This is a genomic window from Nonomuraea jiangxiensis (genome assembly GCF_900099965.1).
Lineage (GTDB): Bacteria > Actinomycetota > Actinomycetes > Streptosporangiales > Streptosporangiaceae > Nonomuraea > Nonomuraea jiangxiensis.
The window spans coordinates 271,434-295,758 of sequence record NZ_FNDJ01000010.1 but is presented as its reverse complement, the minus strand read 5'-3'; the positions used below and the strand labels follow the sequence as shown (position 1 = coordinate 295,758).

The 24,325-nt window shown below is 70.8% G+C and carries 27 protein-coding genes; 19 read left to right on the top strand and 8 right to left on the bottom strand.

Annotation, left to right across the window (positions count from 1 at the left end):
• Window positions 1-75: 75 nt before the first annotated feature.
• Window positions 76-999: a LysR family transcriptional regulator gene (locus BLS95_RS23290; RefSeq protein ID WP_090934753.1), complete on the bottom strand. Its 924-nt coding sequence runs from the start codon at window positions 997-999 to the stop codon at window positions 76-78.
• 72 nt (window positions 1,000-1,071) lie between these two features.
• On the opposite strand from BLS95_RS23290, the gene BLS95_RS23285 reads away from it, so the two are divergent.
• The 3 genes from BLS95_RS23285 (at window position 1,072) to BLS95_RS23275 (ending at window position 3,740) form a co-directional block, all read left to right on the top strand.
• On the top strand, window positions 1,072-1,959 hold the full coding sequence (locus BLS95_RS23285) for an SDR family NAD(P)-dependent oxidoreductase (RefSeq protein ID WP_090934748.1): 888 nt from the start codon (window positions 1,072-1,074) through the stop codon (window positions 1,957-1,959).
• Window positions 1,960-2,054: 95 nt separating this feature from the next.
• Window positions 2,055-3,308 (top strand): serine hydrolase domain-containing protein, encoded by a 1,254-nt coding sequence (locus BLS95_RS23280; protein ID WP_090934745.1) that lies wholly within the window; start codon window positions 2,055-2,057, stop codon window positions 3,306-3,308.
• Window positions 3,309-3,350: 42 nt separating this feature from the next.
• A complete protein-coding gene (locus BLS95_RS23275) occupies window positions 3,351-3,740 on the top strand; it encodes a PASTA domain-containing protein (RefSeq protein WP_090934742.1) in 390 nt (129 codons plus the stop codon).
• 59 nt (window positions 3,741-3,799) lie between these two features.
• On the opposite strand, the gene BLS95_RS23270 is transcribed toward BLS95_RS23275, so the two are convergent.
• On the bottom strand, window positions 3,800-5,350 hold the full coding sequence (locus tag BLS95_RS23270; protein WP_090934740.1) for a PQQ-dependent sugar dehydrogenase: 1,551 nt from the start codon (window positions 5,348-5,350) through the stop codon (window positions 3,800-3,802).
• 410 nt (window positions 5,351-5,760) lie between these two features.
• Between BLS95_RS23270 and BLS95_RS23265 the strand changes: the two genes are divergently transcribed.
• The 3 genes from BLS95_RS23265 to BLS95_RS23255 are packed head-to-tail and all read left to right on the top strand — an operon-like array spanning window position 5,761 to window position 8,907.
• Window positions 5,761-7,152 carry an extracellular solute-binding protein gene (locus BLS95_RS23265; protein WP_090934737.1) on the top strand — a complete coding sequence of 464 codons (1,392 nt, stop codon included), beginning with the start codon at window positions 5,761-5,763 and terminating at the stop codon, window positions 7,150-7,152.
• A gap of 1 nt (window position 7,153) precedes the next feature.
• Complete coding sequence (locus BLS95_RS23260; protein ID WP_090934734.1) at window positions 7,154-8,086, top strand: carbohydrate ABC transporter permease; 933 nt, start codon at window positions 7,154-7,156, stop codon at window positions 8,084-8,086.
• Entirely contained in the window at window positions 8,083-8,907 is an 825-nt protein-coding gene (locus tag BLS95_RS23255; RefSeq protein ID WP_218135943.1) for a carbohydrate ABC transporter permease, read from the top strand. The genes BLS95_RS23260 and BLS95_RS23255 overlap by 4 nt, the downstream gene beginning before the upstream one ends.
• A 7-nt stretch (window positions 8,908-8,914) precedes the next feature.
• On the opposite strand, the gene BLS95_RS23250 is transcribed toward BLS95_RS23255, so the two are convergent.
• Window positions 8,915-9,271 carry an STAS domain-containing protein gene (locus tag BLS95_RS23250; protein ID WP_090934731.1) on the bottom strand — a complete coding sequence of 119 codons (357 nt, stop codon included), beginning with the start codon at window positions 9,269-9,271 and terminating at the stop codon, window positions 8,915-8,917.
• A gap of 164 nt (window positions 9,272-9,435) precedes the next feature.
• Here BLS95_RS23250 and BLS95_RS23245 point away from each other — a divergent pair, with 164 nt between their 5' ends.
• Complete coding sequence (locus BLS95_RS23245; protein ID WP_090934728.1) at window positions 9,436-10,314, top strand: DUF72 domain-containing protein; 879 nt, start codon at window positions 9,436-9,438, stop codon at window positions 10,312-10,314.
• A gap of 33 nt (window positions 10,315-10,347) precedes the next feature.
• Here the strand turns inward: BLS95_RS23245 and BLS95_RS23240 are convergent, their stop codons facing one another.
• The gene (locus BLS95_RS23240) at window positions 10,348-10,713 is read right to left on the bottom strand and encodes a DUF4267 domain-containing protein (RefSeq protein WP_090934725.1); all 366 of its coding nucleotides are present in this window, start codon (window positions 10,711-10,713) and stop codon (window positions 10,348-10,350) included.
• A 90-nt stretch (window positions 10,714-10,803) separates the two neighbouring features.
• Here BLS95_RS23240 and BLS95_RS23235 point away from each other — a divergent pair, with 90 nt between their 5' ends.
• Window positions 10,804-11,400 carry a TetR/AcrR family transcriptional regulator gene (locus BLS95_RS23235; protein WP_090934722.1) on the top strand — a complete coding sequence of 199 codons (597 nt, stop codon included), beginning with the start codon at window positions 10,804-10,806 and terminating at the stop codon, window positions 11,398-11,400.
• Window positions 11,401-11,415: 15 nt separating this feature from the next.
• Here BLS95_RS23235 and BLS95_RS23230 read toward each other — a convergent pair whose 3' ends face one another.
• Window positions 11,416-11,826, bottom strand: coding sequence for a hypothetical protein (locus BLS95_RS23230; protein WP_090934720.1), 411 nt, complete (start codon window positions 11,824-11,826; stop codon window positions 11,416-11,418).
• Between the two features lie 79 nt (window positions 11,827-11,905).
• On the opposite strand from BLS95_RS23230, the gene BLS95_RS23225 reads away from it, so the two are divergent.
• Window positions 11,906-12,355, top strand: coding sequence for a MarR family winged helix-turn-helix transcriptional regulator (locus tag BLS95_RS23225; protein ID WP_090934716.1), 450 nt, complete (start codon window positions 11,906-11,908; stop codon window positions 12,353-12,355).
• Between the two features lie 31 nt (window positions 12,356-12,386).
• Here the strand turns inward: BLS95_RS23225 and BLS95_RS23220 are convergent, their stop codons facing one another.
• A complete protein-coding gene (locus BLS95_RS23220) occupies window positions 12,387-12,866 on the bottom strand; it encodes a MarR family winged helix-turn-helix transcriptional regulator (RefSeq protein ID WP_218135942.1) in 480 nt (159 codons plus the stop codon).
• Between the two features lie 52 nt (window positions 12,867-12,918).
• Here BLS95_RS23220 and BLS95_RS23215 point away from each other — a divergent pair, with 52 nt between their 5' ends.
• Complete coding sequence (locus BLS95_RS23215; RefSeq protein ID WP_245765220.1) at window positions 12,919-13,509, top strand: TIGR03086 family metal-binding protein; 591 nt, start codon at window positions 12,919-12,921, stop codon at window positions 13,507-13,509.
• A 25-nt stretch (window positions 13,510-13,534) separates the two neighbouring features.
• The gene (locus BLS95_RS23210; protein WP_090934709.1) at window positions 13,535-13,951 is read left to right on the top strand and encodes a RidA family protein; all 417 of its coding nucleotides are present in this window, start codon (window positions 13,535-13,537) and stop codon (window positions 13,949-13,951) included.
• A 61-nt stretch (window positions 13,952-14,012) separates the two neighbouring features.
• Here the strand turns inward: BLS95_RS23210 and BLS95_RS23205 are convergent, their stop codons facing one another.
• Window positions 14,013-15,413: an MmgE/PrpD family protein gene (locus tag BLS95_RS23205; RefSeq protein ID WP_090934707.1), complete on the bottom strand. Its 1,401-nt coding sequence runs from the start codon at window positions 15,411-15,413 to the stop codon at window positions 14,013-14,015.
• Between the two features lie 370 nt (window positions 15,414-15,783).
• On the opposite strand from BLS95_RS23205, the gene BLS95_RS23200 reads away from it, so the two are divergent.
• The 7 genes from BLS95_RS23200 to BLS95_RS23170 all read left to right on the top strand — a co-directional run bounded on the left by BLS95_RS23200 (window position 15,784) and on the right by BLS95_RS23170 (window position 21,483).
• Window positions 15,784-16,209 (top strand): hypothetical protein, encoded by a 426-nt coding sequence (locus BLS95_RS23200; RefSeq protein ID WP_090934704.1) that lies wholly within the window; start codon window positions 15,784-15,786, stop codon window positions 16,207-16,209.
• Window positions 16,210-16,408: 199 nt separating this feature from the next.
• On the top strand, window positions 16,409-16,786 hold the full coding sequence (locus tag BLS95_RS23195; protein WP_090934701.1) for a hypothetical protein: 378 nt from the start codon (window positions 16,409-16,411) through the stop codon (window positions 16,784-16,786).
• Window positions 16,787-16,838: 52 nt separating this feature from the next.
• Window positions 16,839-18,026 carry a serine hydrolase domain-containing protein gene (locus BLS95_RS23190; protein ID WP_090934699.1) on the top strand — a complete coding sequence of 396 codons (1,188 nt, stop codon included), beginning with the start codon at window positions 16,839-16,841 and terminating at the stop codon, window positions 18,024-18,026.
• 124 nt (window positions 18,027-18,150) lie between these two features.
• On the top strand, window positions 18,151-18,975 hold the full coding sequence (locus BLS95_RS23185; RefSeq protein ID WP_090934696.1) for a CPBP family intramembrane glutamic endopeptidase: 825 nt from the start codon (window positions 18,151-18,153) through the stop codon (window positions 18,973-18,975).
• Complete coding sequence (locus tag BLS95_RS23180) at window positions 18,972-20,129, top strand: sensor histidine kinase (protein WP_090934693.1); 1,158 nt, start codon at window positions 18,972-18,974, stop codon at window positions 20,127-20,129. The genes BLS95_RS23185 and BLS95_RS23180 overlap by 4 nt, the downstream gene beginning before the upstream one ends.
• On the top strand, window positions 20,126-20,785 hold the full coding sequence (locus BLS95_RS23175; protein WP_090934690.1) for a response regulator: 660 nt from the start codon (window positions 20,126-20,128) through the stop codon (window positions 20,783-20,785). The genes BLS95_RS23180 and BLS95_RS23175 overlap by 4 nt, the downstream gene beginning before the upstream one ends.
• 104 nt (window positions 20,786-20,889) lie before the next feature.
• Window positions 20,890-21,483 (top strand): nucleotidyltransferase family protein, encoded by a 594-nt coding sequence (locus BLS95_RS23170; RefSeq protein WP_090934687.1) that lies wholly within the window; start codon window positions 20,890-20,892, stop codon window positions 21,481-21,483.
• 126 nt (window positions 21,484-21,609) lie between these two features.
• Here BLS95_RS23170 and BLS95_RS23165 read toward each other — a convergent pair whose 3' ends face one another.
• Window positions 21,610-22,722, bottom strand: a complete 1,113-nt coding sequence (locus BLS95_RS23165) for a helix-turn-helix transcriptional regulator (RefSeq protein ID WP_143043843.1) — start codon at window positions 22,720-22,722, stop codon at window positions 21,610-21,612.
• 153 nt (window positions 22,723-22,875) lie between these two features.
• Between BLS95_RS23165 and BLS95_RS23160 the strand changes: the two genes are divergently transcribed.
• The gene (locus BLS95_RS23160; RefSeq protein ID WP_218135941.1) at window positions 22,876-24,261 is read left to right on the top strand and encodes an FAD-binding oxidoreductase; all 1,386 of its coding nucleotides are present in this window, start codon (window positions 22,876-22,878) and stop codon (window positions 24,259-24,261) included.
• The last annotated feature ends 64 nt before the right edge of the window (window positions 24,262-24,325 follow it).

Sequence of the window (24,325 nt, the reverse complement as noted above, 5' to 3'; positions counted from 1 at the left end):
CCCCCAGGTGAGGGATGCGCACGGCCCGCCGACCGAATCCGGATGTCAACCCGGCCGGTCAAGCCGCGGCGGGCCTCACCCCGCCGGGCCGGCCATGACCGCCGCGTCCCGCAGGGCCGCCGCGACCCGGATGACCGGCTCCCCCGGCGGATGCGGGAGCCGGGCCAGCAGCAGGCGGCGCTGCTCCCGCGGGCCACCGCGCACCGGCAGGATGCGTACGCCCTCGGGCGCGGCGGCGGCCAGCGACACCGGCACGGTGGTCAGCCCGCAACCGGCCGCGACCAGGTGGAGCTTGGCCAGCCAGTCCCGCGCGGTGTGGGCGATGTCGGGCCGCTCGTCCAGGCCGGGCCACACCCCCATCAGCTTCTCCTCGCCCGAAGCCGGGGCGGCGATCCACCGCTGCCCGCGCAGGTCGGTCACGTCGACGAAGTCGCCGCGGGCCAGCGGGTGGGAGGCGGGCACGGCCAGGCGCAGCCCGCGCTCGGCGAGCGTCTGCACGACCAGCGGGGGCGACTCGGCGTCCGGCGGCCGGAACGGCGGCATCGAGGCCAGCAGGGCAAGGTCCAGGCTGCCGGCCCGCAGCGCGCGTACGAGTGCCGGGCTGCCGCCCTCGCGGCTGACCACCGTGATGGCCGGGTCCGTACGGCGCAGCGCGGCGAGGGCCCTGGCCACCACCACGGCGCCGGAGCTGGGGAACCAGCCGAGCCGTACGACCGCCGCCTCGGCGGGCAACCCCGACAGCTCGCGCGCCGCGGCGTCGATCTCGTCGAGCACGGTCCTCGCCCGGCGCAGCACGACGCGGCCGGCGGCGGTGAGCCGGGCTCCGTCACGGCGTCTTTCCAGCAGGGTCGCGCCCGCCACCCGCTCGATCGAGGCGATCTGCCGGGACACCGCCGACTGGGTGTAGCCCAGCGCCGTCGCGGCGGCGGTGAAGCTGCCCTGCTCGGCCACGGTGCGGAAGACCCGCAGCGCGGTCAGCGAGACGTCCGAGAAGTCCATGACGTCAACGCATACCATGCGTGCGTAACTTTCGTTGGACTCATGCCTGGCCGGCTTCCTAGCGTGGCAGGCATGAACGCTCCCCGCATCGCCCTGGTCACCGGGGCGACCCAAGGTCTCGGCCGCGCCCTCGTCGAGGGACTGGCGGCTCGGCTGGACCCCGCCGACCTCGTCCTGCTCACCGGCCGCGACGCCGGGCGGGTCGCGCAGGCCGCCGGCGAGGTCGCGCGCTCGCCCCGCAGCCGCAGCCGGGTCGAGGGCCGGCTGCTCGACGTCACCGACACCGCCGCCGTGACGGCGCTCGCCGCCGAACTGCGCGACCTGCACGGTGGCGTGGACATCGTGATCTCCAACGCCATCGCCCCGCTCGTGCCCGACCGGTCGCAGGCCGCGCAGGCCGACGAGTTCATCGACGTCGCCAACGTCGCCACCCACACGATCCTGCGCTCGTACGGCCCCGTACTGCGGCCCGGCGGGCGGCTCATCGTGGTGGCGAGCAGCCTGGGCACCCTGGGTCACCTCGACCCCCGGCTGCACCGCCTGTTCGACGGCGTCCCCCTCGACCGGGTCGAATCCGCCGTCGAGTCGTGGCGCGGCGCCATCCACGCCGGGACGCTCGACGCGGCCGGCTGGCCGCACTGGATCAACGTGCCCTCCAAGGTGGCGCAGGTCGCCGCCGTACGGGCGGTCGCCGCGGAGCGCCGTGAGCGCGACCTGGCCACCGGCACGCTGGTCGCCTCCGTCTGCCCCGGGATGGTCGACACCCGGGCCTCCCGGCCCTGGTTCAGCGACTACGGCCACGCCCAGACCCCTGAACGGGCCGCGCGAGCCGTGCTCGACCTGGTGCTCGCCGAGGACGTCGACCCGGTCCTGTACGGGGAGCTGATCCGCTTCGGCAAGGTCGTCCCCTGGCACGGCGGAACACCGCCCACCGAGCAGGAGCGAGTGATCATTCCATGACCCCCGGAGAGCCCGGAAAATCAACTATTGGTTCGCAAATGTGTTGACTGTGGTAGTAAAGATCTCCTGAGGTCTCCGAGGCTCAGGAGGTTCGTGTGGTGTCCATCAGCCGGCGCCGGCTGCTTCAGGCGAGCGCGGGTGTGGTGCCCGCCGTCGCGCTCGGTGTCCGGCCGGCGGAGGCCCCTTCGAGGGCGCCCGTCACGACCGGGGTCGTCCCGCCGCAGCTGGCCGGGTTCGACCAGGCCGTGCAGAAGTGGATCGCGGAGCGCGGGATCACGTGCGCGCAGCTCGCGGTGGCCAAGCGGGGCAAGATCCTGCTGGCCCGCGGCTACGGGTCGTACACCCGCGCCGGGGTCACCACCCCCGTGCAACCGACCTCCCTGTTCCGGATCGCCAGCCTGAGCAAGAACATCACCGCGGCGGCTGTCGCCCGGCTGGCCCAGGACGGCAGGCTGGACCTCGGCACCCCCGTCACCGAGCTGCTCGGGCTGTCCCCCAAGGCCGACCCCCGGCTGGCGGACGTGACCCCGTGGCGGCTGCTCCAGCACAGCGGCGGCTGGGACCGGAACGTCTCGATCGACCAGCTCTTCGCCGACGCCACGATCTCGGCCGTGCTCGACGAACCGCTGCCGGTCGGCCTCGACGACATCATCGCGTACACCACCTCGCGCAGGCTCGACTTCGCGCCCGGCTCACGCGTCGCCTACAGCAACTACGGCTACCTGCTGCTCGGCCGGATCATCGAGAAGGTGACCGGGCAGAGCTACGAGTCCTACGTCAGGCAGACGCTGCTCTCGCCCCTGCGGATCACCCGTCTCCAGCTCGGCCGCAGCCTGGCCGCGCGGGCCTGGCCCACCGAGGTGACGTACGACTCGAAGGACACCCGCAAGACGGTGCTCAACGACGACGGCGCCGGCGTGCCCCGGCCCTACGGCGGCTTCAACCTGGAGAACCAGCTGTCCAACGGCCGTTGGGTGGCCTCGGCCGTCGACCTGGTCAAGTGGGGTTTCGTGTTCGACGCCCCGGGGCCGGTGCTCGACTCCACCTCGCTGTCCCGCACGTTCGCCGTGCCGGAGACCGGGGTGGGCTCCGGCGGATCGTGGTACGGCCTGGGCTGGTACGTACGCAGGAACACCCTCGGCAGCCTGAACACCTGGCACAACGGCTCGCTGTCCGGCACGTGGAGCTACCTGGCCCGGATACTGGACGGCATCAGCTACTGCGCGATCTTCAACCGCAGGGCCGAGGAGGGCTCCCCCGAGTTCGACTCGATCGACCCCGTCCTCTACGCCGCCGCCACCTCCGTGACCAGCTGGCCCACGACCGACCTCACGCCCGACTACTTCTGAGGCAGGCCGCCATCGTGACCTTGAGGGCGTAGAAAGGAGGGCGTGAGCCGATCGGAAGCGCGCTTACTCACCGCGTTCGTCGTCGTGGGCCTCGCCCTGACCGCGGCGGCCGCCGCCCTGGCGCTGGTGGGCGTGCCCGATGATCGTGCCGCCGCTCCGCCGCTCGCCCCCGCCCCGGCCACGTCGCGTCCCGCCGATGCCGCCACGATGCCCGAGCTGTGGCGCAAGGAGGTGAACGACGCGCGCGCGAAGATCGCCGCACTGGGGTTCACCGCGCGGGTCATGCCCATGAACCCCGAGGGGATCACCGACCCGAAGAAGTGGGTCGTGGCCGGCCAGTTCCCGCAACCGGGGACTCCGCTGAAGAGCAGCGTCCCGATCTTCCTCCAGGTCGTCCCCAAGGAAACGGCCTCCCGCCACCGAGGCCCATGAGGTCCGCGCGGACATGACAGCGGTGGCCGGAGGGGTGGGCCACCGCTGTCGGGCTTCGGTCAGCGGGTGACGGCGCAGGTGTCCTGGTTGAGGGAGAAGCGGCTCGGCGGGGACGAGTCGCCCGTGTGGTCGGCGACGTAGCCCAGGGTGACGCTGCGGCCGGGGGCGATGGAGCCGTTGTGGGCGGCGTTGACCGCGTTGACGATGTCACCGCTCTGGGTGAGGTCGGTGTTCCAGTCCCCGATGACCTTCTGGCCCCGGGCGAGGGGGAACCTCAGGGTCCAGCCGTTGATCGGGGTGGTGCCGAGGTTGGTGATGGTGAGGTCGACGGTCATGCCGCCACCCCAGACCTGCGCCTTGTACGCGACCCGGCAGGTCGGCTTCGCGTGCTCGAACGAGACCCGGTGCAGGCCCCCGGGAAGGTCGTTGACCACGTAGAACTCGCCCTCCGGGGTGACGCCGAACGCGGTGACCTGCGTGGGCGTCTGGCCGATCTCGGCCGTGGTGTAACCGCCCGCGGCGTTCTTGCGCACCGCCCACACGGTGGAGGAGCAGTAGTCGGTGGCGATGTAGGTGTCGCCGACCAGGTCGGCGAACCGCCTGCCGTGGTAGACCATGCCGCCGATGACCGCGCAGCCGCCGGTGTGCGGGGAGTAGGTGAAGATCGGCATGGTGTACTCGACGCCGGAGCGGCACTGGGTCTCGTCGAACACCACCAGCCCCTCATAGCAGGACCAGCCGAGGTTCGCGCCGGCCTGCCGGCCGGGCCTGAGGTGGTTGATCTCCTCCCAGCTGCCCTGGCCGACGTCGGCGACCCACATCGAGCCGTCCGCGGGATCGATGGAGAAGCGCCAGGGGTTCCTGCCGCCGTACAACCAGATGCGGCCGTCCGCCCCCGCCACCCCCGCGAACGGGTTGTCCCGGGGAACGCAGTAGGGCAGGGCCCCGCAGCTCCGCCTCACGTCCACGCGCAGGATCTTGCCCAGCAGGGTGTCCACGCGCTGCCCGCTGTCGAAGGGGTCCCCGGCTGCGCCGCCGTCGCCGATGCTCATGTACAGGTAGCCGTCGGTGCCGAAGGTGATCTGGCCGCCGTTGTGGTTGCTGTACTCGGAGTGCTCCTGGGAGAGCAGCGGCTCCAGGCGCGCCTCGTCCAGCCGGTACCGGCCCAGGGTCACCGCGCCGTCGGGCAGCGCGGTGTAGGCCAGGTACACGTCCTGGCTCGCGGCGAAGTCGGGCGCGAGGGCGATGCCGAGCAGTCCTCGCTCGTTGCCGGTCTCGTCCACCGACGCCGTGATGTCGATGATCGGCGCCTGTGCGAGGCCGGTGTCCGGGTGGTAGACCCGGACGGTCCCGCTCTTCTCGGTGATGAACAGCCTGTTCGTCCCGTCGTCGGGAGCGGCGATGGCGGTGGGACGGCGTAACCCGAAGGCGACCTGGGTGGTGATCGTGTTGACCTCTTCCAGCGGCACCGTGGCGGCCACGGCAGACCGCTGGACGCTGTCCGTGCGGGCGGTCGCCGCGGCGACCGGTGTGGTCAGGGCGTTCACGGGGGCTAGCAGTGGCAGGGACAAGGCGAGCAGCACGGGGGCTGCCCAGCGTTTTCCTGGCATTCCGGCTCCAGACGCGGGGCTTCGTCGGGGCCCGGAGGGCGGAGCTCCCCGGACCGGGGCGCGTCCGGGTTCCGCGCCCTGACGTGCCCGATCGGACGGTAACCGCTGGCCCGCCGTCCCAACCAGCCCCGCCGGCACAACCGCCGTCCCGCGAGGCGACACCAGACCGCCGTGCCCACTTTCGTCCCCTCTGACCGGGGACGATGCGGAAAGGCCCCGGCAGGTCCCACCGCCGGCCGATGAAACGTACATCGGCGCGCGAGCATCCCCCATGAGTTCACGGGGGTGATCCCCGCACTGTCCGAAAACAAATTCGGCCTCCCGACCAGGGGCGCGTGTACGGAACTTGACCTTGGGCAGGGGTTTCGGGCGCCGTTCCAGGCGCCTCGCTCGAGTGGAGGCAACCCCCGATGAGAAGTGCGATCGTCCACTGGGCCGTGCTACCGGTGTCGCTCGCCCTGGTGCTCACCTCATGCGCCAGGGGCACCGGGGGCGCCGCGGGCCCGACTCCCTCGGCCGGCCAGTTCAACCCCGGCGCCACGTACGGCGGCGCCATCACGGTCATGGGCTTCGGCGGCGAGGACGAGATCGGCTCGACCCGCCTCGACCTGGCCCGCAAGTCGCTGGGCGGGGCGCAGGTCAACGTGGTCAAGGGCGACCTGGACCTCCAGCAGTTCCTGTCGTCGGTGGCCGCGGGCGACCCGCCCGACCTGATCTACGCCAACCGCGACCAGATCGGCACGTTCGCCTCCCGGGGCGCGATCATCCCGCTGACGGCGTGCGTCAAGGGCGAGCGGATCGACACCTCGATGTACGACAAGAACGCTCTCGCGCAGGTCACGTTCGGCGACGAAATCTGGGCCATCCCCGAGTTCAACCAGGTCCAGATCACGATGGCCAACGCGGACCTGCTCAAGGCGGCGGGGCTGACCATCGACGACGTCAACGGCTCCGACTGGGGCCGGATCACCGCCGCCGCCAAGGCCCTGCACAAGGCGCCCGGGGGCAAGCTGCAGGTGATCGGCTTCGACAGCAAGCTCCCGGAGTTCCTGCCCCTGTGGGCCAAGGCCAACGGCGCCGACCTGCTCTCCGCCGACGGCAGGACCGCCCAGCTCAACAGCCCGAAGGTGGTCCAGGCGCTGGAGTTCGCCGTCGGCGTCTACACCGCCCAGGGCGGCTTCGCCAAGGTCAAGGCCCTGCGCGACGCGGCGGACTTCTTCGGCAAGGGCAACCAGTTCGCCCGCAACGACCTCGGCGCCATGCCGATGGAGCAGTGGTACGTCAACGTGCTCAACGACGTCTCGCCCGAGGCGCCGCTGGCGTTCGACACCTTCCGCACGCCGCAGGGGCAGCCGCTGGCGTACGCCTCCGGCTCGTCGTGGGCCATCCCCAGGGGCGCCGCGAACCCCGGGGCCGCCTGCCGCTTCGCCAAGACCATGACGCTGGTCGAGTCGTGGACGGCCGCCGCGCGGGCCCGCCTCGACAAGCGCCAGGCCGAGGGGAAGCCGTTCACCGGCGTCCTCACCGGCAACGTCAAGGCCGACGCCGAGATCGAGCGGCTGCTCACCTCGGGCGGCGAGCCCTGGGACGCCGGCGTCAAGGCGTTCTACGAAGCCAACCGGCACACCTTCAGCCTGCCCGCCAACCCGGCGGACGCCGAGTTCGAGACCGCCTGGCAGGACGCGGTGAACCGGGTGCTCAACGGCCAGGAGGAGCCGAAGGCGGCACTCGACCGGGCCCAGCGCGACGCCCAGGCGGCCCTGGACAAGGCCTGGGCCGGCTGGACCAGGCGTACGAACTGAGATGCCCGCGTCGAGTGCCCGAGCGCCGCGGCGGCGGTCCCTGCGGTGGATCGAGACCCGGGCGGCGCTGCTGTTCATCAGCCCCTGGATCGTCGGGTTCGTGATCTTCACCGCGTGGCCGGTCATCAACAGCGCCTACCTGTCGCTGACCGACTACGACGTCATCAACGACCCGTCGTTCGTCGGCCTGGACAACTACGTCGCCCTCTTCGAGGACCCGAAGGTGGGGCTGGCGCTGCGCAACACGTTCGTCTACACGGTGATGTCCGTGCCGACCCAACTGGTCGTCTCGCTGGCGCTGGCACTGCTGCTCAACAGCGCCACCCGGGCGACCGGCTTCTTCCGCACGGCGTTCTTCCTGCCCAAGATGACCCCGCCGGTCGCGATCGGGATGCTGCTGCTGATGCTGTTCAACGGCCAGAGCGGCCTGGTCAACGGCTTCCTCGGGATCTTCGGCATCGACGGGCCCGCCTGGACCACCGACCCCGCCTGGGTCAAGCCGGGCCTGGTGCTGATGAGCCTGTGGACCGTCGGCGCGTCGGTGGTCATCATCCTGGCCGCCCTGCGCGGCGTGCCCCAGGAACTGTACGACGCCGCCCTCGTGGACGGCGCCGGATGGTGGCGGCGCACGCTGCGCATCACCGTGCCGATGATCAGCCCGACGCTGTTCTTCCTGTTCATCGTGGACAGCATCAACGCCCTGCAGTCCTTCACCGAGGCCTACACCGCGTTCTTCGGCGCGGGCAACACCACCTACAGCAACGACGCCGCGCTGTTCTACGTGATCTACCTGTTCCGGCAGGCGTTCGAGTTCCTGCACATGGGGTACGCCTCGGCGCTGGCCTGGGTGCTGTTCCTGGTGATCATGGCGGTCACGGCCGTACAGATCCTGGTCACCAGGCGGTTCGTGCACTACGAGGGGAGAAACTCGTGAAGCGGCTCAGGAGGATCCTGACCTGGGCGGCGCTCAGCGCGATCGCCGTCGCGTTCCTCTATCCCTTCGTCTGGCTGGTGAGCGCCTCCTTCAAGCCGCGCGGCGAGGTGTTCGACCACCGGATCCTGCCGGAGACGTTCACGTTCGACAACTACCTCCAGATCTGGCGGGAGGCGCCGCTGGCGCTGTGGATGGCCAACACGCTGCTGGTGACCGTGCTGGCCGCGGTGACCGTGACGATCACCAGCGCCATGGTGGCGTGGGGCTTCGCCTATTTCCGGTTTCCGGGCAGGAATCTGCTGTTCGGGGTCGTCCTGGCCACCATGATGCTGCCGGGCGCGGTCACCATGATCCCGGTCTACCTCATCTGGAACTCGCTGGGCATGGTCGGCACGCTAACGCCGCTCTGGGCCCAGAACCTGTTCGGCAGCGCGTTCTACATCTTCCTGCTGCGGCAGTTCTTCCTCACGCTGCCGCGCGAGCCGTTCGAGGCGGCCAGGGTCGACGGGGCCGGCAACTGGACGATCTTCACCAGGATCGCGCTGCCGCTGTGCCGGCCGGCGGTCGTGGTCACGTTGCTGTTCGAGTTCCAGGCGGCGTGGACCGACCTCATGCGGCCGCTCATCTACCTGCGCGACTCCTCCACCTTCACGGTGCCCCGCGGGCTGAAGGCGCTGCTCGACCAGTTCGGCTTCGGCGGCCAGTGGCACTGGGAGATCCTCATGACGGCCAGCGTGATCACCACCATCCCGATGATCGTGCTGTTCTTCCTGGGCCAGAAGCACTTCCTCCGCGGCATCGCCACGACGGGCGGCAGGTGAACCAAGCTCAGGCGGCGGGCCTGGACGCCTCGTGCAGGGCCTCGGCCACGCTGGCGTGTACGGGCAGAACGGTGTCCAGCCCGGTGGCGGAAAACAGCCGGGCAGGCTCGTCCTGCAAGGAGGCGAAATACACGTTCGCCCCGTGCCGAACGGCGCAGGAATAGGCGTCCAGCAAGGCGCGCAGCCCGGTGCTGTCCAGGAATTCCAGCTCGGACAGGTCGAACACCAGCAGGTCGTCGGGCGCGTGCCGCGCACTTTTGATGAAGCTGTCGAGTGCCTCGTTACCGGTGCCGTCGAGCTTTCCGGAAACCTTTATGACCGTGATACCGGCGGAATTGTGGGTGCTGAAAGAAAGTTCAGACATGGCTCTTCACTGCTGCTTGACGACTGACGATGACGAGTCGAAGGGCCGGCCTGCTGCCGCGATTCCATATCCGCTCCCGATTCCGCTGCCCTGGGCGATCGGCGTAAAACCATTTTCACGCGCGCTTTTCTGACAGATTCGTCACGGCGGGGTAGAAGTGGCCCATGGGTTCCATCCTGGTGGGGACGGCCTCCTGGACCGACAGGACCCTGCTGGCGTCGGGCTGGTATCCCCAGGACGTCTCCTCACCGCAGGAGCGGCTCGCCTACTACGCCAGCCGGTTTCCGCTGGTGGAGGTGGATTCCTCCTACTACGCGCCCCCTGCGGCGAACACGGTCTCCCTGTGGCGCGATCGCACCCCCGCCGGCTTCACCTTCGACGTCAAGGCGTTCTCGCTGCTGACGCAGCATCCCACTCGCCCCGGCGCCCTCTACAAGGACCTGCGCGAGCGCCTCGGGGAGACCGGGAAGAACCTCTACCTGCGCGACCTGGATCGCGACATCGCCGAGCAGGTGTGGGAGAGGTTTCTCGCCGCGCTGGCGCCGCTGCGCGAGGCGGGCAAGCTCGGGGCGGTCCTGTTCCAGTTTCCGCAGTGGTTCCCGATCGCCAGGCGCAACAAGCAGTATCTCCTGGAGTGCAAGGAGCGCTGCGCCCCGCTGCCGATCTGCGTCGAGTTCCGCAACCACACCTGGATGAGCGAGGAGAACCAGGCCGAGACCCTGGGCTTTCTCGGCACGCACGAGATGCCGTACGTGAGCGTGGACATGCCGCAGGGCTACCCCAGCTCGATCCCGCCGGTGCTGGCGGCCACCGCCCGGCTGGCCGTGGTGCGGTTTCACGGCCATTCGTCGAAGTGGACCAGCAAGGACGTGCACGAACGGTTCGGCTACCTCTACAGCGAGGACGAGCTCCGGGACTGGGCCCCCAGACTGCGCCGGCTCGCCGCGGACGCCGAGACGACGCACGTGCTCATGAACAACTGCTATCGCGACCATGCCCAGGTCAACGCCGCCCAACTGGCCCGCCTGCTGCCACCCGGCTGAAGGCCCGGGCGGACAGGGAGGTGACGGGTCCGGTCAGACGGAGAAGAGCAGGGCGGCGGCGATCAGGACGATCACGGCGGTGGCGAAGTGGATGCCGAACGCGGCCGCCCTGGTGCCGCCGTTGCGCAGCACGATCAGGGTGTCACCGAGCGGGAGCAGGGCGACGACGAGCATGAACCAGGCCTCGGCGCGAGCGCCGACGAAGGCCAGCAGGACCAGGCCGAGCAATCCGTAGGTACCGTCGCGCAGGCCCTTGATCGTCAGGTAGGCCCGGTCCTTCTCGGCCGGGACGCCGTACGCCGTGGCGGCGGCACGCGGCACGAGCAGGAAGCGGGCGCCGATGAGCAGGCACATGAGGTTGAGAACGATGGCAAGGCCGTAGGCAAGGGCGGTCAGCATGGGGTGTCTCCAATTTCTAGCGCTGCTAGGAACAGGAACGACGCTAGCATGCCCTGCGACAGGAGTGCTAGCGGTGCTAGATTTCGGAGCATGTCGATCCAGACCCGCAAGGAACGCGAACGCGCACAGCGGGAGAAGCTCATCATCACGGCGGCCCGCGAACTGGCCGAGGCCGAAGGCTGGGAGGCGGTGACCACCAGGCGCCTCGCCGAACAGGTCGAATACAGCCAGCCGGTCCTCTACAGCCACTTCAAGGGCAAGGACGCGATCATGACGGCCGTCGCCCTGGAGGGTTTCGCCGACCTGGCAGCCGAACTACGGGCCGCCCGAACCGCGACGCCCGACCCCGCTCACGCCCTGGCGCAGGTCGGCGCCGCCTATGTGGCGTTCGCCGAGCGGCGGCCCGCCCTCTACGACGCCATGTTCAGCCAGACCGTCAACCTGCCCTTCGCCACGCCCCAGGCTCCGGCCGCCCTGCACACCTCGTTCAACGAGCTCGCCGAGGCCGTGGGCCCGCACGCGCACGGTGCGGACCCGGGCCTGCTGACCGAGACCTTCTGGGCCGCCCTGCACGGCCTGGTGACGCTGATGCGCGGCGGCCGGCTCCCCCGCGAGGCGCACGACCGCAGGCTCGCGATCCTCCTCGCGCGCTTCACCCATGAGCCCGCGAGTCAGGGCCGGCTCTGACTTCCGGGCCGATCGTCAGCTTGCCGTGGCGTGCCTTCCCCGCACGATCAGCCGGGCGGCGAGCACCCCCAGCACGACGATGCAGGCCAGATCGAACCAGATGCTCAGTGGCGACAGATCCCCGCGAATCGCCGCGTTGGGCAGGATGAGGGCGAGGAACGTGGACTTGCCGACCACGGCGGCCAGCGCGGCCGCCAGGCGCACCGGCGGATAGAACGCGGACCACACGATGGCGGCCCCGAGCAGGAGCTGCAGCATGCCCCGGTGCTGCAGCAGGGCCTGGGTCATCGGATCGGGGTCGGCCACCCCGTAGTTCCAGTCGAGGATGCCGACGTGCACGAGGGCGACGACGGGCAGTGTGGTGATCGCACCGAGCAGGACGAGGACGGCGCGGAGACCGGTCTCACTTCGGGAGGACAACATCATGAGAGCCCCTTCGAGCGGCATTATCCGTCAGCCTAGCTGACGATTACCGCCGGACTCAAGAGCTCTACCATTGGACGGCATGAGCACGCGCGGCGCAGCAGAGCGGATGTCCACGGCCACCGGCTACCTGCTGGCACGGCTCGGCGACTTCGCGCGGCAGCGCATCGAGGACGAGGTCGGCCGCTGGGGGATGACCGGCAAGGAGTTGCGCGTGCTGGGCTACGCGCGCGACGCCGCCAGGTCACAGCGCGACCTGACGGCGCTGGCCCGCATGGACCGCACCACCATGACCGAGGTCATCAACACGCTGGAGCGGCTGGGATACGTGCGCCGCGTCCGCAACCCCGCCGACCGCCGCAAATATCTCGTCACGGTGACCGAGGACGGCGCGCGCGTGGTGGAGGAGATGCTGGCGCACCTGGCCCAGGTGGAGGCCGACTTCCTCAGCCCGCTGACGCCCATCGAACGCTCGCTGCTGAACAACATGGTCGCCCGCCTGTTCGCCGCCCACGACCCTGATTGTGCCTAGCCAGCAATTTTGCTGATTAAGCAAGTTCGGCTCATGCCGGGTTCGATCGATGGGCGGGACGCCGATCGAGCGACGACCTGTCGGTGATGTCTTCGCGGGGCAACCGGTGGAGCGCCTCCAGGGCACGCAGGAAACCGTCACGGTCGGCCTCGGGCAGGCGCGCGAGCAGGCGTTCCTCGTGGGCCTGGATCTCGGCCCGCACCGAGCCGCGCACCTCGCGGCCCTCGTCGGTGATCGTGAGGATCCGCGCGCGGCGGTCCCGGGGGTCCGGTGTGCGGGTGATCAGCCCGGTCGCCTGCAGTTTGTCGAGGGTGCCGATGATGCGGGTCTTGTCGGCGCCGATCGCCTCGGCCAGGGCGGCCTGGGTGCGTACCGAACCGTCTTCCAGGGCGCCGAGCACGGCATAGCCCCACATGGACACCCCGTGCGCCGCCAGCACCGGCACCTCGGCCGCGATGAGCGACTGCAGCAGGGGATACAGCATCTCGGCCAGGTCGCGGCGGCTTGTCACGGGTCCAAGATAACCGTTTGACAGATGATAAGCAGGAGCAGATGATATGCGGATGCTTACTAATGTGGACCTCATCGCGCTCGACGCGCAGGCCGTCCGTGCCAGCGTCGAGCTGGCGGACCGGATCCGGCCCGACGACCTGTCCCGCCCCACACCCTGCCTCGGATGGACCGTGTACGGCCTGCTCGCCCACATGGCCACGCAGCACCACGGCTTCGCCGCGGCGTCCAGGGGAGACGGCGATCTCGCCCGGTGGAAGACACGTTCCCTCGGTGACGATCCCGTGGCGAGCCATCGGGCCTCGGCCGAGGACGTCCTGGCGGCTTTCGCCGTGGACGGCGTGCTGGAGCGCACGTTCCCGTTGCCCGAGTTCGACAGTTCCTTCCCCGGGGCGCAGGCGATCACCTTCCACTTCGTCGACTACGTCGTGCACTCCTGGGATCTCGCCAAGGCGCTGGGGGTCGAGATCGAGTTCCCGCCGGACGTGCTGGACGCGGCTCTCACCGTCGCGAAGGCCGTACCCGACGGCGAGATGCGCCTGGCGCCCGGGGCGCCCTTCGCACCGGCGGTTCCGTGGTCCGGTGGGTCGCGCCTGGATGAGATCGTCTCAATCCTGGGCCGGTCACCGAACTGGCCTTCCTAGAACATTCCTGGAAATGGAGCACGATATGAGCAGCGGCGTCAGCTTGGTACGCAACCACCAGCTCACGCAGCGGGTGGAATACGCCTACGCGGCGGTCGCGGACGCGCCCGTGCGCTCCATCTGGGTGGCCGGCGCGTGTCCCCTCGACCTCGAAGGGAACACCGTCGCGATCGGCGACTACGCCGGCCAGACGCACCAGGTGATGCGCAACCTCGTGACCGCGCTGGAAGGAGCGGGCGCGGCACTGACCGACGTCGTCAAGACCACCGTCTACGTGGCCTCCTCCCGGCAGGGCGACCTGGGCGCGGCGTGGGAGGTTTATCGGGAGTACATGGGCGAGCACGACGTCCCCAGCACCCTGCTGGGTGTGACCGTGCTCGGCTACCACGACCAGCTCGTCGAGGTCGAAGCCGTCGCCGTGCTCGCGGGCGCGTCCGGCTGAAGGCGTTCCAGGGTGGGGGCGTGATCCCGCCCCCACCCGGGTCGCCTGCCGCGGGAGAGCTCTATGAGCGGGTGAGGTCCACCACGTCACGGACCGAGGGGGCCGACGCCAGCGACAGCACGGCCTCCTGGAGCCTGCCGACCCGCTCCGCCGGCAGCACCCGCCCCGCGCCCAGCGCGAACTTGAGCCCCAGCTCCTCGTTGGTGAGCGGTCGCAGCGGACCGCCGCGGTTGGCGTCGACGCGCTTCTCCAGCACCGTGCCGGACACCGTGCGCACCCGCAGGACCGCGGGGAACTGGTGCGGGAAGATCTCGTCGCAGCGGGCGTCGGCGACGCAGCGTACCTTGGCGGCGAGTTCGAGCCTGCGCGGGTCGGCGACCGCCTCGTCGGTGAAGTCGTCCATCCACACGCCCAGCCCGCCCCCTCCCATGAGCGCGGCGGCGACCGTGTACGGCCCGGAGAACGCACCCGCGTACCCCGTCGGCGGTGCCGCCTTGACCTCGGGCGGCTGGGCGATCGTCCGGAGCACCGGAGTGGGCACCCCCAGCTCGATCTCGGCGATGTCGGCCGGGTCCACGCCGTCCTCGCGCAGTTGGAGGGCGGCGTCGATGCCGGCGTGGGTGAAGTGGTTGCACGGGTACGGCTTGAAGAAGATGCCGGGCAACTCCCACGACGTCCCCAGGTCGCGTACGACGACCTCGGGCCGCGCCTGGTCGCCGCACCAGGCCTGGAAGAAGCCGAAGCGCCCCTCCAGCACGGTCGGCGGGCCGGTCAGCCCGTGCCGCGCCAGGTCCGTGGCGGCCACCGCCGCATGCGCGGCCCAGCCGCAGTGCGCCCGCTTGATCGTGCCGCCGGTCCGGTTGGCCTCCAGGAGGCCGGCGCCCATGCTGGCCGCCACGCCCATCGCGGAGGCGATGCCGTCGGCGTCCAGGCCGGCGAGCATCCCGGCGGAGGCGGCGGCCGCCACGGCACCGCAGATCGCGGTGGCGTGCTGGCCTCGCTCGAAGAAGATGGAGTTGCCCAGCTCGGGGTCGTATCCGGCCATGCCGAGCCGTACGCAGATCTCGTCGCCGACGGCGACCGCGGCGAGCAGCGCGGCACCGTCGGCGCCCGTCTGCTCCGCGACGGCGAGCGCCGCGGGGACCACCGACGAGCTCGGGTGCAGGACCGACGGGAGATGCGTGTCGTCGAAGTCCAGTGCGTGCGCGAGCGTCCCGTTGACCAGTGCCGCGCTCGGCGCCGGATAGCGTGACGCGCCGCCGATGGCGCCGGCGATCTCGTGGCCGCCCCACTGGTCCACCGTGGCGGTCACGATCCGCGCGACCTCCTCCCCGCGGGCGGCCAGGCAGTTGCCGATCACATCGAGGACCCGCCGTGCCGCGTCCTGCTGCAGGGCAGGGTCGAGCCCCTTCTCCCGTACGGCCACGGCGAACGCCGCGACCTCCCCGACGAGCCCGCTCACCCTTGTCGCTCCTTCCCCGGCGCGTACGGCGGTCGGCCGCACGCGCACTCCCGTCCCTCCGACGATGTCCCACGCGGCGAGCAGGGCTCCTTGGTCGATGGCCTGCGGCAGTGCGCGGGCCTTTCTCCCAGCGGAACAAGCAGTCGGCGCGGCGCCTTGAGCTCGTCGGGTGGGGCCGATGCTAACCCATCCTTGATCAGTACGGAGGTCGGGGTTCGCCCCTGCGTTTCGCACGAGGGCCGGTGCTCGGCGCTCCCTGGCACGTATCGACGGTCGCCTGGCACGAGAAGCCCTGGGCGAACGGCTCCCGCCTCATTGAGGCTGTCACAGGCCACCCAATGACGGGTGGACGAACGACGATAGGACTTCCATGAAGCCATTCAGCCGAACTCTGTCTTTCGTCATCTCGGGGCTGATCGCCGCCTCCGCGGTCACCGCCGTCACCGCTCCGGCGCAGGCGGCCGCCGCCGCCTGCGGAACGGTCAGCGGAGACTTCACGCACAAGGACAGCGTGTCCCGCGTCACGTTCACCGCGGTCAAGAACTGCACGAACAACGACATCCGCGTGACCGGGCGCCTCTATGACACCCTGAACGATGACCGCAGCGTCCGCCTGGACATCAAGTACGGGGGCGGCGCCTTCGGCAACGACTTCGTCCGGTGGGCAGGCGGTTACGGCACCAGCACGGCGTTCGACCACAATGCCGGCGACACCGGTTCGTACGTCCAGCTCTGCATGTTCGCCTACAACAGTCTCTGGCAGAGCAGCACCGACTGTAAGTCGTACAGCTTCTGACCCTGCCACAGTCCCATGAAGGGCCCTTCCTGGTCATTCCCGGTCAGGAAGGGCCTTTGTCGTCGGCTCCCCGGATGAAGACCTTGCCAACATCGTCTCTATGAGAGACCATGTTTCTGTGCTCGCGGAGGCGGGCCGTCGGAAGTGGTAGGACTGGAGATCCGCGAAGGAGGCCCGAACTAGTCAGGCAGGTGCGCCCATGCCCGAGAGCTATCTCGGCGTGCTCGGCATTGCCGAGGCGCTGGGCGTGAGCAGGCATGCGGTGCACAAGTGGCGCACCCGCCACCCGGACGGCTCCGACCATCCGTTCCCCGAGCCGGACGTCGAGGTCGACGGCGCTCCCGGCTGGCGGCCCGACCGGATCGGCGACATCGTCCGCTGGCGTGACAGCCTGCCCGGCCGGGGAGCAGGCGGCGGCCGGCCCTCGCTGGCGCGACAGGAATACCTCAAGGAAGCGGCGGCCCGCGGCCTCGACCGCGAGGAGGCGATGCGCACGCTCGCCGCGTTCGCCGTCGAATTCCCTGAGATGACCGAGCAGGAGCTGTGCGCCTGGCTCGTGGGGAAATGGCGCCACTGAGCGCCACCACCTCCCCTTCACCCACCCATCACGAACCAGAAGGCGATGACGCATGCCCGAAATCGGCGGGACCACCGCACCGGGATTCGAAGCGGTACGCGAGGCGTTCGCCGCCAACCTGGCCGGCGGCCAGGAGACAGGCGCGGCGGTCAGCGTCTATGTGCACGGCCGCCAGGTCGTCGACCTGTGGGGCGGGCTCGCCGACCCCGGCACCGGCCGCCCATGGGAACGCGACACCCTGCAGGTCGTCTACTCCACCACCAAGGCCCTCACGGCGGCCTGCGCCCACCTGCTGGCCCAACGCGGCGAGCTGGACCTGGACGCGCCCGTGGCCCGCTACTGGCCCGAGTTCGCGGCGGGCGGCAAGGAGGGCATACCGGTCCGGTGGCTGCTCACCCACCAGGCCGGCCTGCCCGCGATCGACCACCCGATCACCCCGGCCGAGGCCATCGCCTGGGAGCCCATGGTGACCGCGCTGGCCGCGCAACGTCCGTACTGGGAGCCGGGCACCGAGCACGGCTACCACGCGCTCACCTACGGCTGGCTCGTCGGCGAGGTCGTGCGCCGGGTGAGCGGCCGCGGCATCGGCTCCTTCCTCGCCGAGGAGATCGCCGCCCCGCTCGGCCTGGACCTGTGGATCGGGCTGCCCAAGACCGAGCAGCACCGGGTGAGCCGGATCATCACCACCCCGCCCGACTTCGCCGCCCTGGCCGCCATCGACCTGGACAGCCTGCCCGAGCCCGCACGCGAGGTCATGGCCGCCTACGCCGACCCGACGTCGCTGACCGTACGCGCGCTGTCCGTCGTCACGCCCTTCCTGGACCACAACGACCCCGGCGAGCAGAGCGCCGAGATGCCCTCGACCAACGGCATCTGTACGGCCCGCGCGCTGGCCCGCTTCTACGCCGCGCTCATCGGCGAGGTCGACGGGCACCGCATCCTCACCCCCGCCACCCTGGCCGCCGCCGTCGCCGAGCAGGTCGCCGGCCCCGACCGCGTGCTGCGTGTGCCCGTCCGGTTGGGCACCGGTTTCGGCCGCCCGACTCCGGACGCGTTCTGGTACTCCCCCACCGCCTTCGGGTTCCCCGGCCACGGCGGCTCGATCGGGTTCGCCGACCCGGCGACCGGCCTCGCCTTCGGCTACGTCATGAACCGCGTCCAGTCAGGGGCGTCGGACCTCAGGGCCGCGAACCTGGTCACCGCCGTCAGGCGCGCACTGAGCGGCGAGGCCGCCCTGTGAGGTCTGTCCCCCGTGCGAGCTACACGCAGGTGTCCACCGTGTGGTGACGATTCCGGGCCGCCGGATCCGTAGCGTTCCAGGCAGCCGCGGCACAACCGGCCGCGGATCTGACCAAGGAGTCTTCATGAGAGTGGTGTGGCAGCTCGTGGCCGTCCTCGGGGTCGCCTTCGTCGGCAGCCAAGCCGTCGGCGCGGTGCAGGGGAACCCGTGGCTCACGCTCGCCCTCGGCATCCTGTTCTCCGTGATCGCGCTGCTCCTCTACGGCTGGGTGGTGCGGCGGACCGAGCACCGCCCGGCGACGGAGGTGGCCCGCAAGGGCTCCGCGTCCGCGATCACCCGGGGTGCGCTCCTCGGCGTCGCGTTGTTCGGCGCCGTCATCCTGAACCTCTTCTTCCTCGGCTTCTACCAGGTGAACGGCCCAGGCTCGCTGATGCCCGCGGTGGGCCTGTTCGGGTTCATGGCGGTGGTCGCCGTGACGGAGGAACTGATCTTCCGCGGCGTCCTGTTCCGGATCCTCGAGGAACGCCTCGGCACCTGGATCTCGATGGTGCTGACCGGGGTGCTGTTCGGCCTGTCGCACCTGCTCAACCCGGATGCCAGCCTGTGGGGCGCGATCGCCATCATGCTGGAGGCGGGCGGCATGTTCGCCGCCGCCTACGCCGCCACCCGCAGCCTGTGGGTGCCGATCGGCGTGCACTTCGGCTGGAACTTCGCCGCCTCCGCCATCTTCGGCACCGTGGTCTCGGGCAACGGCGCCAACCAGGGGCTGCTGGACGCCTCGATGTCGGGCCCGGCGCTGATCACCGGCGGTGACTTCGGCCCGGAGGGGAGCCTCTACTCGGTGCTGTTCTGCGTGCTGGCGACGCTCGGGTTCATCTGGCTGGCCCGGCGGCGCGGCAACGTGGTGCCCCGCCGCCGGACCGCCACCGCCCCTACACTTTCCCGGTGATCGCTTCTCGGCTGGTCCAGGAGTGGTGGGGTCGTATCGACGCCACGCTCGTGTATCCGCTGGCCGGACTGCTGCTGTTCGCCGGGTCGCTCATACCGGCCTTCCACAGCTACGGGACGATACTCGGCGGTCTGCCCGTCCGCCGCTTCGACGTGCTGGCCCTCGTGGCGGTCGCCCTCCAGTGCCTCCCGCTTGCCGGGCTGCGGCGGTGGCCGGTCCTCTGTCTCGCCCTGGTGTCGCTCGGCTTCGCCCTCGACCAGCTCCACGGCTACCACACGCTCGCGGGCACCGCGCTGCCGCTCGCGCTGCTGGGCGCCGGCTACGCGGTGGAACGGCACCGGCGCGCCGCCGCGCTGGCCTTCTCCGCGGCGTACGTGCCGCTGGCGGTCGCGCTCTACGTGCTCGGCTCGGGCGCCGAGTCGCCGGGCGAGTTCCTGATGTTCTACCTGGTGCTGGCCCTCATGTGGGGCGCCGGGGCCTGGCTGCGCTCCACCAGGGTCGCGGAGGCCGAACGCCGCCGCCGCGTCGCCGAGGACACCCGTACCGCCGAACGCGGCCGCATCGCCCGCGAGCTCCACGACGTCGTGACCCATCACGTGACGGCGATGGTCGTACAGGCGGAGGCCGCACGCTACCTGACCGCCGCGCCCGACCGCCTCGACCAGGCCCTGTCCGCCGTCACCGACACCGGCCGGCGGGCCATCACCGACCTGCGGCACCTGCTCGACCTGCTCAATCCCGACTATGGCGCCGAGGCCAGGACGCCGCCGGTCGGCAGGCTGCTCACGCTCGTGGAGCAGACGCGCCGGGCCGGGCAGCCGGTGGAGTTCACCGAGGCGGGCAGTCCCGCGGAGTCGACCGGCAGCGCCGATCTCGTGGCCTACCGGGTCGTCCAGGAGGCTCTGACCAACGCCCTCAAACACGCCCACGGCAGCCGCACCTCGGTGCGGGTGCACCACGGAGAAACGGAGATCACCGTGGAGGTCAGCACGGACGGTTCCGGCTCGGGGGCCGCCTCCCCCGGCGGGAGCGGCAAGGGCCTCGCGGGTCTTCGCGAACGGGTCGACCTCCTGGGGGGCGAGTTCAGCGCGGGCCGGCGTACGGGCGGCGGCTTCGTCGTTCGTGCTCGCATACCCGCGGGGAGCGCGTCGTGACGGCACCGATCCGGGTCCTGGTCTGCGACGACCAGGTGCTGATCCGTACCGGGCTGGTGACGATCATCGACGCCCAGCCCGACCTGGAGGTGGCCGGCGAGTGCGGGGACGGGCAGGCCGCCGTCGACCTCGCCGGCCGGCTGCGCCCGGACGTCGTGGTGATGGACGTACGCATGCCCGTACTCGACGGCATCGAGGCAACGCGCCTGCTCGCCGGTGCCGGGGTGCCGCATCCGGTCAAGGTGCTCGTGGTGACGACGTTCAACCTGGACGAGTACGTCTACGAGGCGCTGCGCGCGGGAGCGAGCGGCTTCCTGCTCAAGGACGCGCCCCCGGCCCAGCTGCTGCACGGCATCCGGACCGTCGCCACGGGCGCCGCACTCCTGGATCCCGAGGTGACACGCAAGCTCGTGGGCAGGTACGCCACCCGCATCCGCCCCGCCGAGGACCCCCGGCACGACATCCCGCTGACCCCGCGCGAGCTGGAGGTCCTCCGCCTCATCGCGGACGGCCTGTCCAACAGCGAGATCGCCGCGGCCCTCGTGATCAGCCAGGAGACCGTCAAGACCTTCGTCTCCCGCATCCTCGCCAAACTCGGCCTCCGCGACCGCGTCCAAGCCGTCGTCTACGCCTACCGCCAGGGCCTGGCGACCTGACCCCACCGTCCTGACCCCACCGTCCTGCCGTCAGCGGCCGGACCGGCGGTGCGCATCCGAAAGACGCCTGACCGGTGCACTCGCATCGTTGATACGTTGATCACATGGGCGAAGGGGCAAGATCACTGGGCCTGACGGACGTGACTACGGCGTTGGACATGACGCTGGACGCCCTCGGAGCCGCCGACATCGACACGCCCTACCGCGTGTGCGGCACAAGCGCCGCGCTCCTGCAAGGCGTCCCGCTCCCTGCCGGGGACATCGACATCTTGCTCGCCGACCGAGAGGACGTGGACGTTTTCGCCGCCGCACTCTCGTCGTTCCCCTGCCTGTATCCCGCCTCATGGATCCCGGAATCGTCGCAGTACTTCACCAGGTTCGCGGTCAATGGCGTCGAAGTGGAGTTCAGCACGGTCGAAACGCAGGTCGACTCGGACGGGGTGGAATGTGCGGGCAGCGGGCCCTGGCGGCATTACGTCCTGATCACCTGCGGCTCTCATCGTGTGCCGGTGGTTCGGCTGGAACTCCGGCTGGTCACGGAGCTCCTGCGGGACCGGGCCGACCGATACGGCCCTCTCCTCGATCACCTGGGCGCGCACGGGTTCGATCCCGACCTGTTGCAACGGGCGATGAATGCCCGCCGCATTCCCGAGCACCGCCGGCGACTAGTTCAAGATCGCCTCACTCCACCTGCCTGACCTCCCGGGGCCGGGCTGATACCCGGCAAGGGGAAGCACGCCGGGTCCTGACGTACGCCGGCGAATCGGCACATTGTCAGGAGCCCTGGCCCTTACCGCAGCGACCACGTCCCACAGCAGGTGAGTTCAGCTGTAGACGTGCACCACTTCGGCGTCCGGGGAGTGCATGAGGGGGTTGGAGTGCTCGCCGAACAGCTTGGCCACCAGCTCGCCACGGCTGCTCACGTCCACCTTGGCGAAGATCGCCTTGAGGTGGTCGCGCACGGTGTGGGGGGACAGATGCAGCCGGGCGGCGATCTCTGACGTGCTGTGCCCGCGGGCCACGCACTCCGTGACCTCGCGCTCCCGCGGCGTCAGCGAGTACGCCTCCACGATGATGGGGACGATCTGCCCGGAAGTGGCCGGCTCGACCACCATCGAGACCGGCCCCGGATTGCCCCGCCGGTCGCGCAGCACGGATGCGCTGATGCTGAACCAGCGCCCGCTGTGGCCGCGGAGCCGCACGACGGCGGGACCGGACTCCCGCTCGGCCGCGACCGCGCGGGCGCGGGCCACCACCGAGTAGACGGCCGCCGTCCACAGCGAGACCGCGGGGCTGCCCAACCGGGAGCCGCACAATTCGGCGAACCAGCGCTCCGCGTGCTCGTCGGCAAGGGTGACCCGGTCGTCGTCGGCGAACAGGGCGGTGCCCGGCGGCTCGGCGACCTCGCCCGGATGCCCCCGCCCGTTGGTGACGGCCAGGCTCGCCAGGCTCAGCGCGACCTCGGGGGCCAGGGCGGCGATCCGCCGGACGTCACGCTCGTCGAAGGGCGGCCGGTCGGTACGCCGGTACAGATCCACCACCCCCCAGGCGCCCTCGCCGATGCGGAAGGCGGCGCGCAGGTTGTCGGCGTAACCCAGCGGGCGCATGAACTCCTGGTAACGGACGCTGCGGCCGGGGCTTCCGCCCGTGGCCTGGCGGAGCGTGCCCGCGGCGGGAGCCGAGCGTGCGACGTCCCGGAACGTCAGCAGGTCCTCCACGTGGAACTCGCGGTGCCAGTAGGACTCGCAGTGCTCCGGCTCGATGTTCTCCGACAGGATGGGCGTGGTCGGCAGAACGGTGGCCGGATCGGTGCCGAACCACGCCGCCGCGTCGTAGTCCATCACCCGTCGCAGCCTGCGCCCGGCGGCCGCGAACACCTCGACCCCCGTGCCCGCGCCCTCGAACATCGGCGCAGGTGAGCCGCCCTTTTCGTCCATGACCTCAAGGTTCCCATACCTTCGCGCCGGGCCGTGCCATCCCTCATTCGTGGGGGGTGATGGAGTGGAAGACCCCTTACGCGCGGGATGGGACTGGAGCACGCCACCCGGCACCCTCGATCGGGACGAACCCGACGAGGAAGGACAATTACCGTGCCTGTCACCTCTCCCCACGAGTTGGTGTATCTGACCCGGCATCTCGATGGCGCCCTGATCCTGCCCGGCGATCCGGGGTGGGACGCCCGGCGGTCCGCCTGGCAGCTGGCCGTGGACCAGCGCCCGGCCGCGGTGGTGCTGGCCCGGTCCGCCGGCGACGTGGCCGCCACGCTGGACACGGCCAGGGCCTTGGGACTGCGGGTGGCGCCACAGGGCACCGGGCACAACGCCGCCCCTCTCGGCCCGCTTGACGACACGATCCTGCTGCGTACGTCCGAGATGGCGCAGGTGCACATCGACCCCGCCCGGCGACGGGCGCGCGTGGGCGCAGGCGCGGTGTGGGCGGACGTCACCGCGGCCGCCGCCGAGCACGGGCTGGCCGGGCTGAGCGGCACCGCGGCCGACGTCGGCGTGGTCGGCTACACCTTGGGCGGCGGCCTGTCGTGGTTCGCCCGCTCCCATGGACTGGCCGCCAACCACGTGACCGCCGCCACGGTGGTGACCGGCGACGGACGCGTCCTGCGCGTGGACGCCGAGCACGAGCCGGAGCTGTACTGGGCGATCCGCGGCGGCGGGGGCGCTTTCGGGGTCGTCACCGAGCTGGAGTTCTCCCTGTTCCCCATCACCGAGGTGCACGCCGGGGCGCTGTACTGGCCGCTGGAACGGGCGGAGGCCGTGCTGAGCGGGTGGCGCGACTGGACGGCCACCGTGCCGGACTCGGTCACCTCGGTCGGCCGGCTGCTCCGCTTCCCGCCGCTGGAGGAGATCCCCCAGCCGTTCCGCGGCCGGGCCCTGGTCGCGGTCGAGGTGGTCGCGCAGCTGGACCGGGACGACGCCGACGAACTGCTCTGGCCGCTGCGCCGGCTCGCCCCCGAGATCGACACCTTCGCGCGGACCCCGGTCACCCAGCTGCACCTGCTCCATCTCGACCCGCCGGGACCCACGCCGGCGACCGGGGACGGGTTCCAGGTCACCGGGCTGCCCGACGAGGCCCTGACCGCGTTGCTGTCGGTCGCCGGTCCCGGGAACGACGTCCCGCTGCTGACGGTGGAGGCACGGCACCTCGGCGGCGCCCTGACCCCCGGCGCGTGCGAGGGCGGCGCGGTTTCCTCGCTGGACGCCGCCTTCGGGCTGTTCTCCGGCGGCATCACGGTCGACGCCGGCTCCTCGGCCGCCGTGCACGCCGCCCTCGACGCCCTCGACGCCGCCTTGGCTCCCTGGCGGGCGCCCACCGCGTACCGCAACTTCACCGAACGGCGTGGCCATGGGCTCGCCTTCGAGCCCGCGGACGTGCACCGCAGGCTGCGGGAGGTCAAGCGGACCTATGACCCGCTGAACCTCATCCGGGCCAACCACCCGGTCCGGCCCGCCGGCACAGCGTGACGCCTCCCCCATCCTTCGTCATCACCGCCATGAGCCTCACGTCAGAGGCAATAGAAAAGGATCA

Bases quoted from the DNA above. Each gene is read 5' to 3' on its own strand.
- BLS95_RS23290 (WP_090934753.1), bottom strand. From the start codon at position 999: ATGGACTTCTCGGACGTCTCGCTGACCGCGCTGCGGGTCTTCCGCACC.
- BLS95_RS23285 (WP_090934748.1), top strand. From the start codon at position 1,072: ATGAACGCTCCCCGCATCGCCCTGGTCACCGGGGCGACCCAAGGTCTC.
- BLS95_RS23270 (WP_090934740.1), bottom strand. From the start codon at position 5,350: ATGCCAGGAAAACGCTGGGCAGCCCCCGTGCTGCTCGCCTTGTCCCTG.
- BLS95_RS23265 (WP_090934737.1), top strand. From the start codon at position 5,761: ATGAGAAGTGCGATCGTCCACTGGGCCGTGCTACCGGTGTCGCTCGCC.
- BLS95_RS23260 (WP_090934734.1), top strand. From the start codon at position 7,154: ATGCCCGCGTCGAGTGCCCGAGCGCCGCGGCGGCGGTCCCTGCGGTGG.
- BLS95_RS23250 (WP_090934731.1), bottom strand. From the start codon at position 9,271: ATGTCTGAACTTTCTTTCAGCACCCACAATTCCGCCGGTATCACGGTC.
- BLS95_RS23245 (WP_090934728.1), top strand. From the start codon at position 9,436: ATGGGTTCCATCCTGGTGGGGACGGCCTCCTGGACCGACAGGACCCTG.
- BLS95_RS23240 (WP_090934725.1), bottom strand. From the start codon at position 10,713: ATGCTGACCGCCCTTGCCTACGGCCTTGCCATCGTTCTCAACCTCATG.
- BLS95_RS23235 (WP_090934722.1), top strand. From the start codon at position 10,804: ATGTCGATCCAGACCCGCAAGGAACGCGAACGCGCACAGCGGGAGAAG.
- BLS95_RS23230 (WP_090934720.1), bottom strand. From the start codon at position 11,826: ATGATGTTGTCCTCCCGAAGTGAGACCGGTCTCCGCGCCGTCCTCGTC.
- BLS95_RS23225 (WP_090934716.1), top strand. From the start codon at position 11,906: ATGAGCACGCGCGGCGCAGCAGAGCGGATGTCCACGGCCACCGGCTAC.
- BLS95_RS23215 (WP_245765220.1), top strand. From the start codon at position 12,919: ATGCTTACTAATGTGGACCTCATCGCGCTCGACGCGCAGGCCGTCCGT.
- BLS95_RS23210 (WP_090934709.1), top strand. From the start codon at position 13,535: ATGAGCAGCGGCGTCAGCTTGGTACGCAACCACCAGCTCACGCAGCGG.
- BLS95_RS23200 (WP_090934704.1), top strand. From the start codon at position 15,784: ATGAAGCCATTCAGCCGAACTCTGTCTTTCGTCATCTCGGGGCTGATC.
- BLS95_RS23195 (WP_090934701.1), top strand. From the start codon at position 16,409: ATGCCCGAGAGCTATCTCGGCGTGCTCGGCATTGCCGAGGCGCTGGGC.
- BLS95_RS23190 (WP_090934699.1), top strand. From the start codon at position 16,839: ATGCCCGAAATCGGCGGGACCACCGCACCGGGATTCGAAGCGGTACGC.
- BLS95_RS23185 (WP_090934696.1), top strand. From the start codon at position 18,151: ATGAGAGTGGTGTGGCAGCTCGTGGCCGTCCTCGGGGTCGCCTTCGTC.
- BLS95_RS23170 (WP_090934687.1), top strand. From the start codon at position 20,890: ATGGGCGAAGGGGCAAGATCACTGGGCCTGACGGACGTGACTACGGCG.
- BLS95_RS23165 (WP_143043843.1), bottom strand. From the start codon at position 22,722: ATGGACGAAAAGGGCGGCTCACCTGCGCCGATGTTCGAGGGCGCGGGC.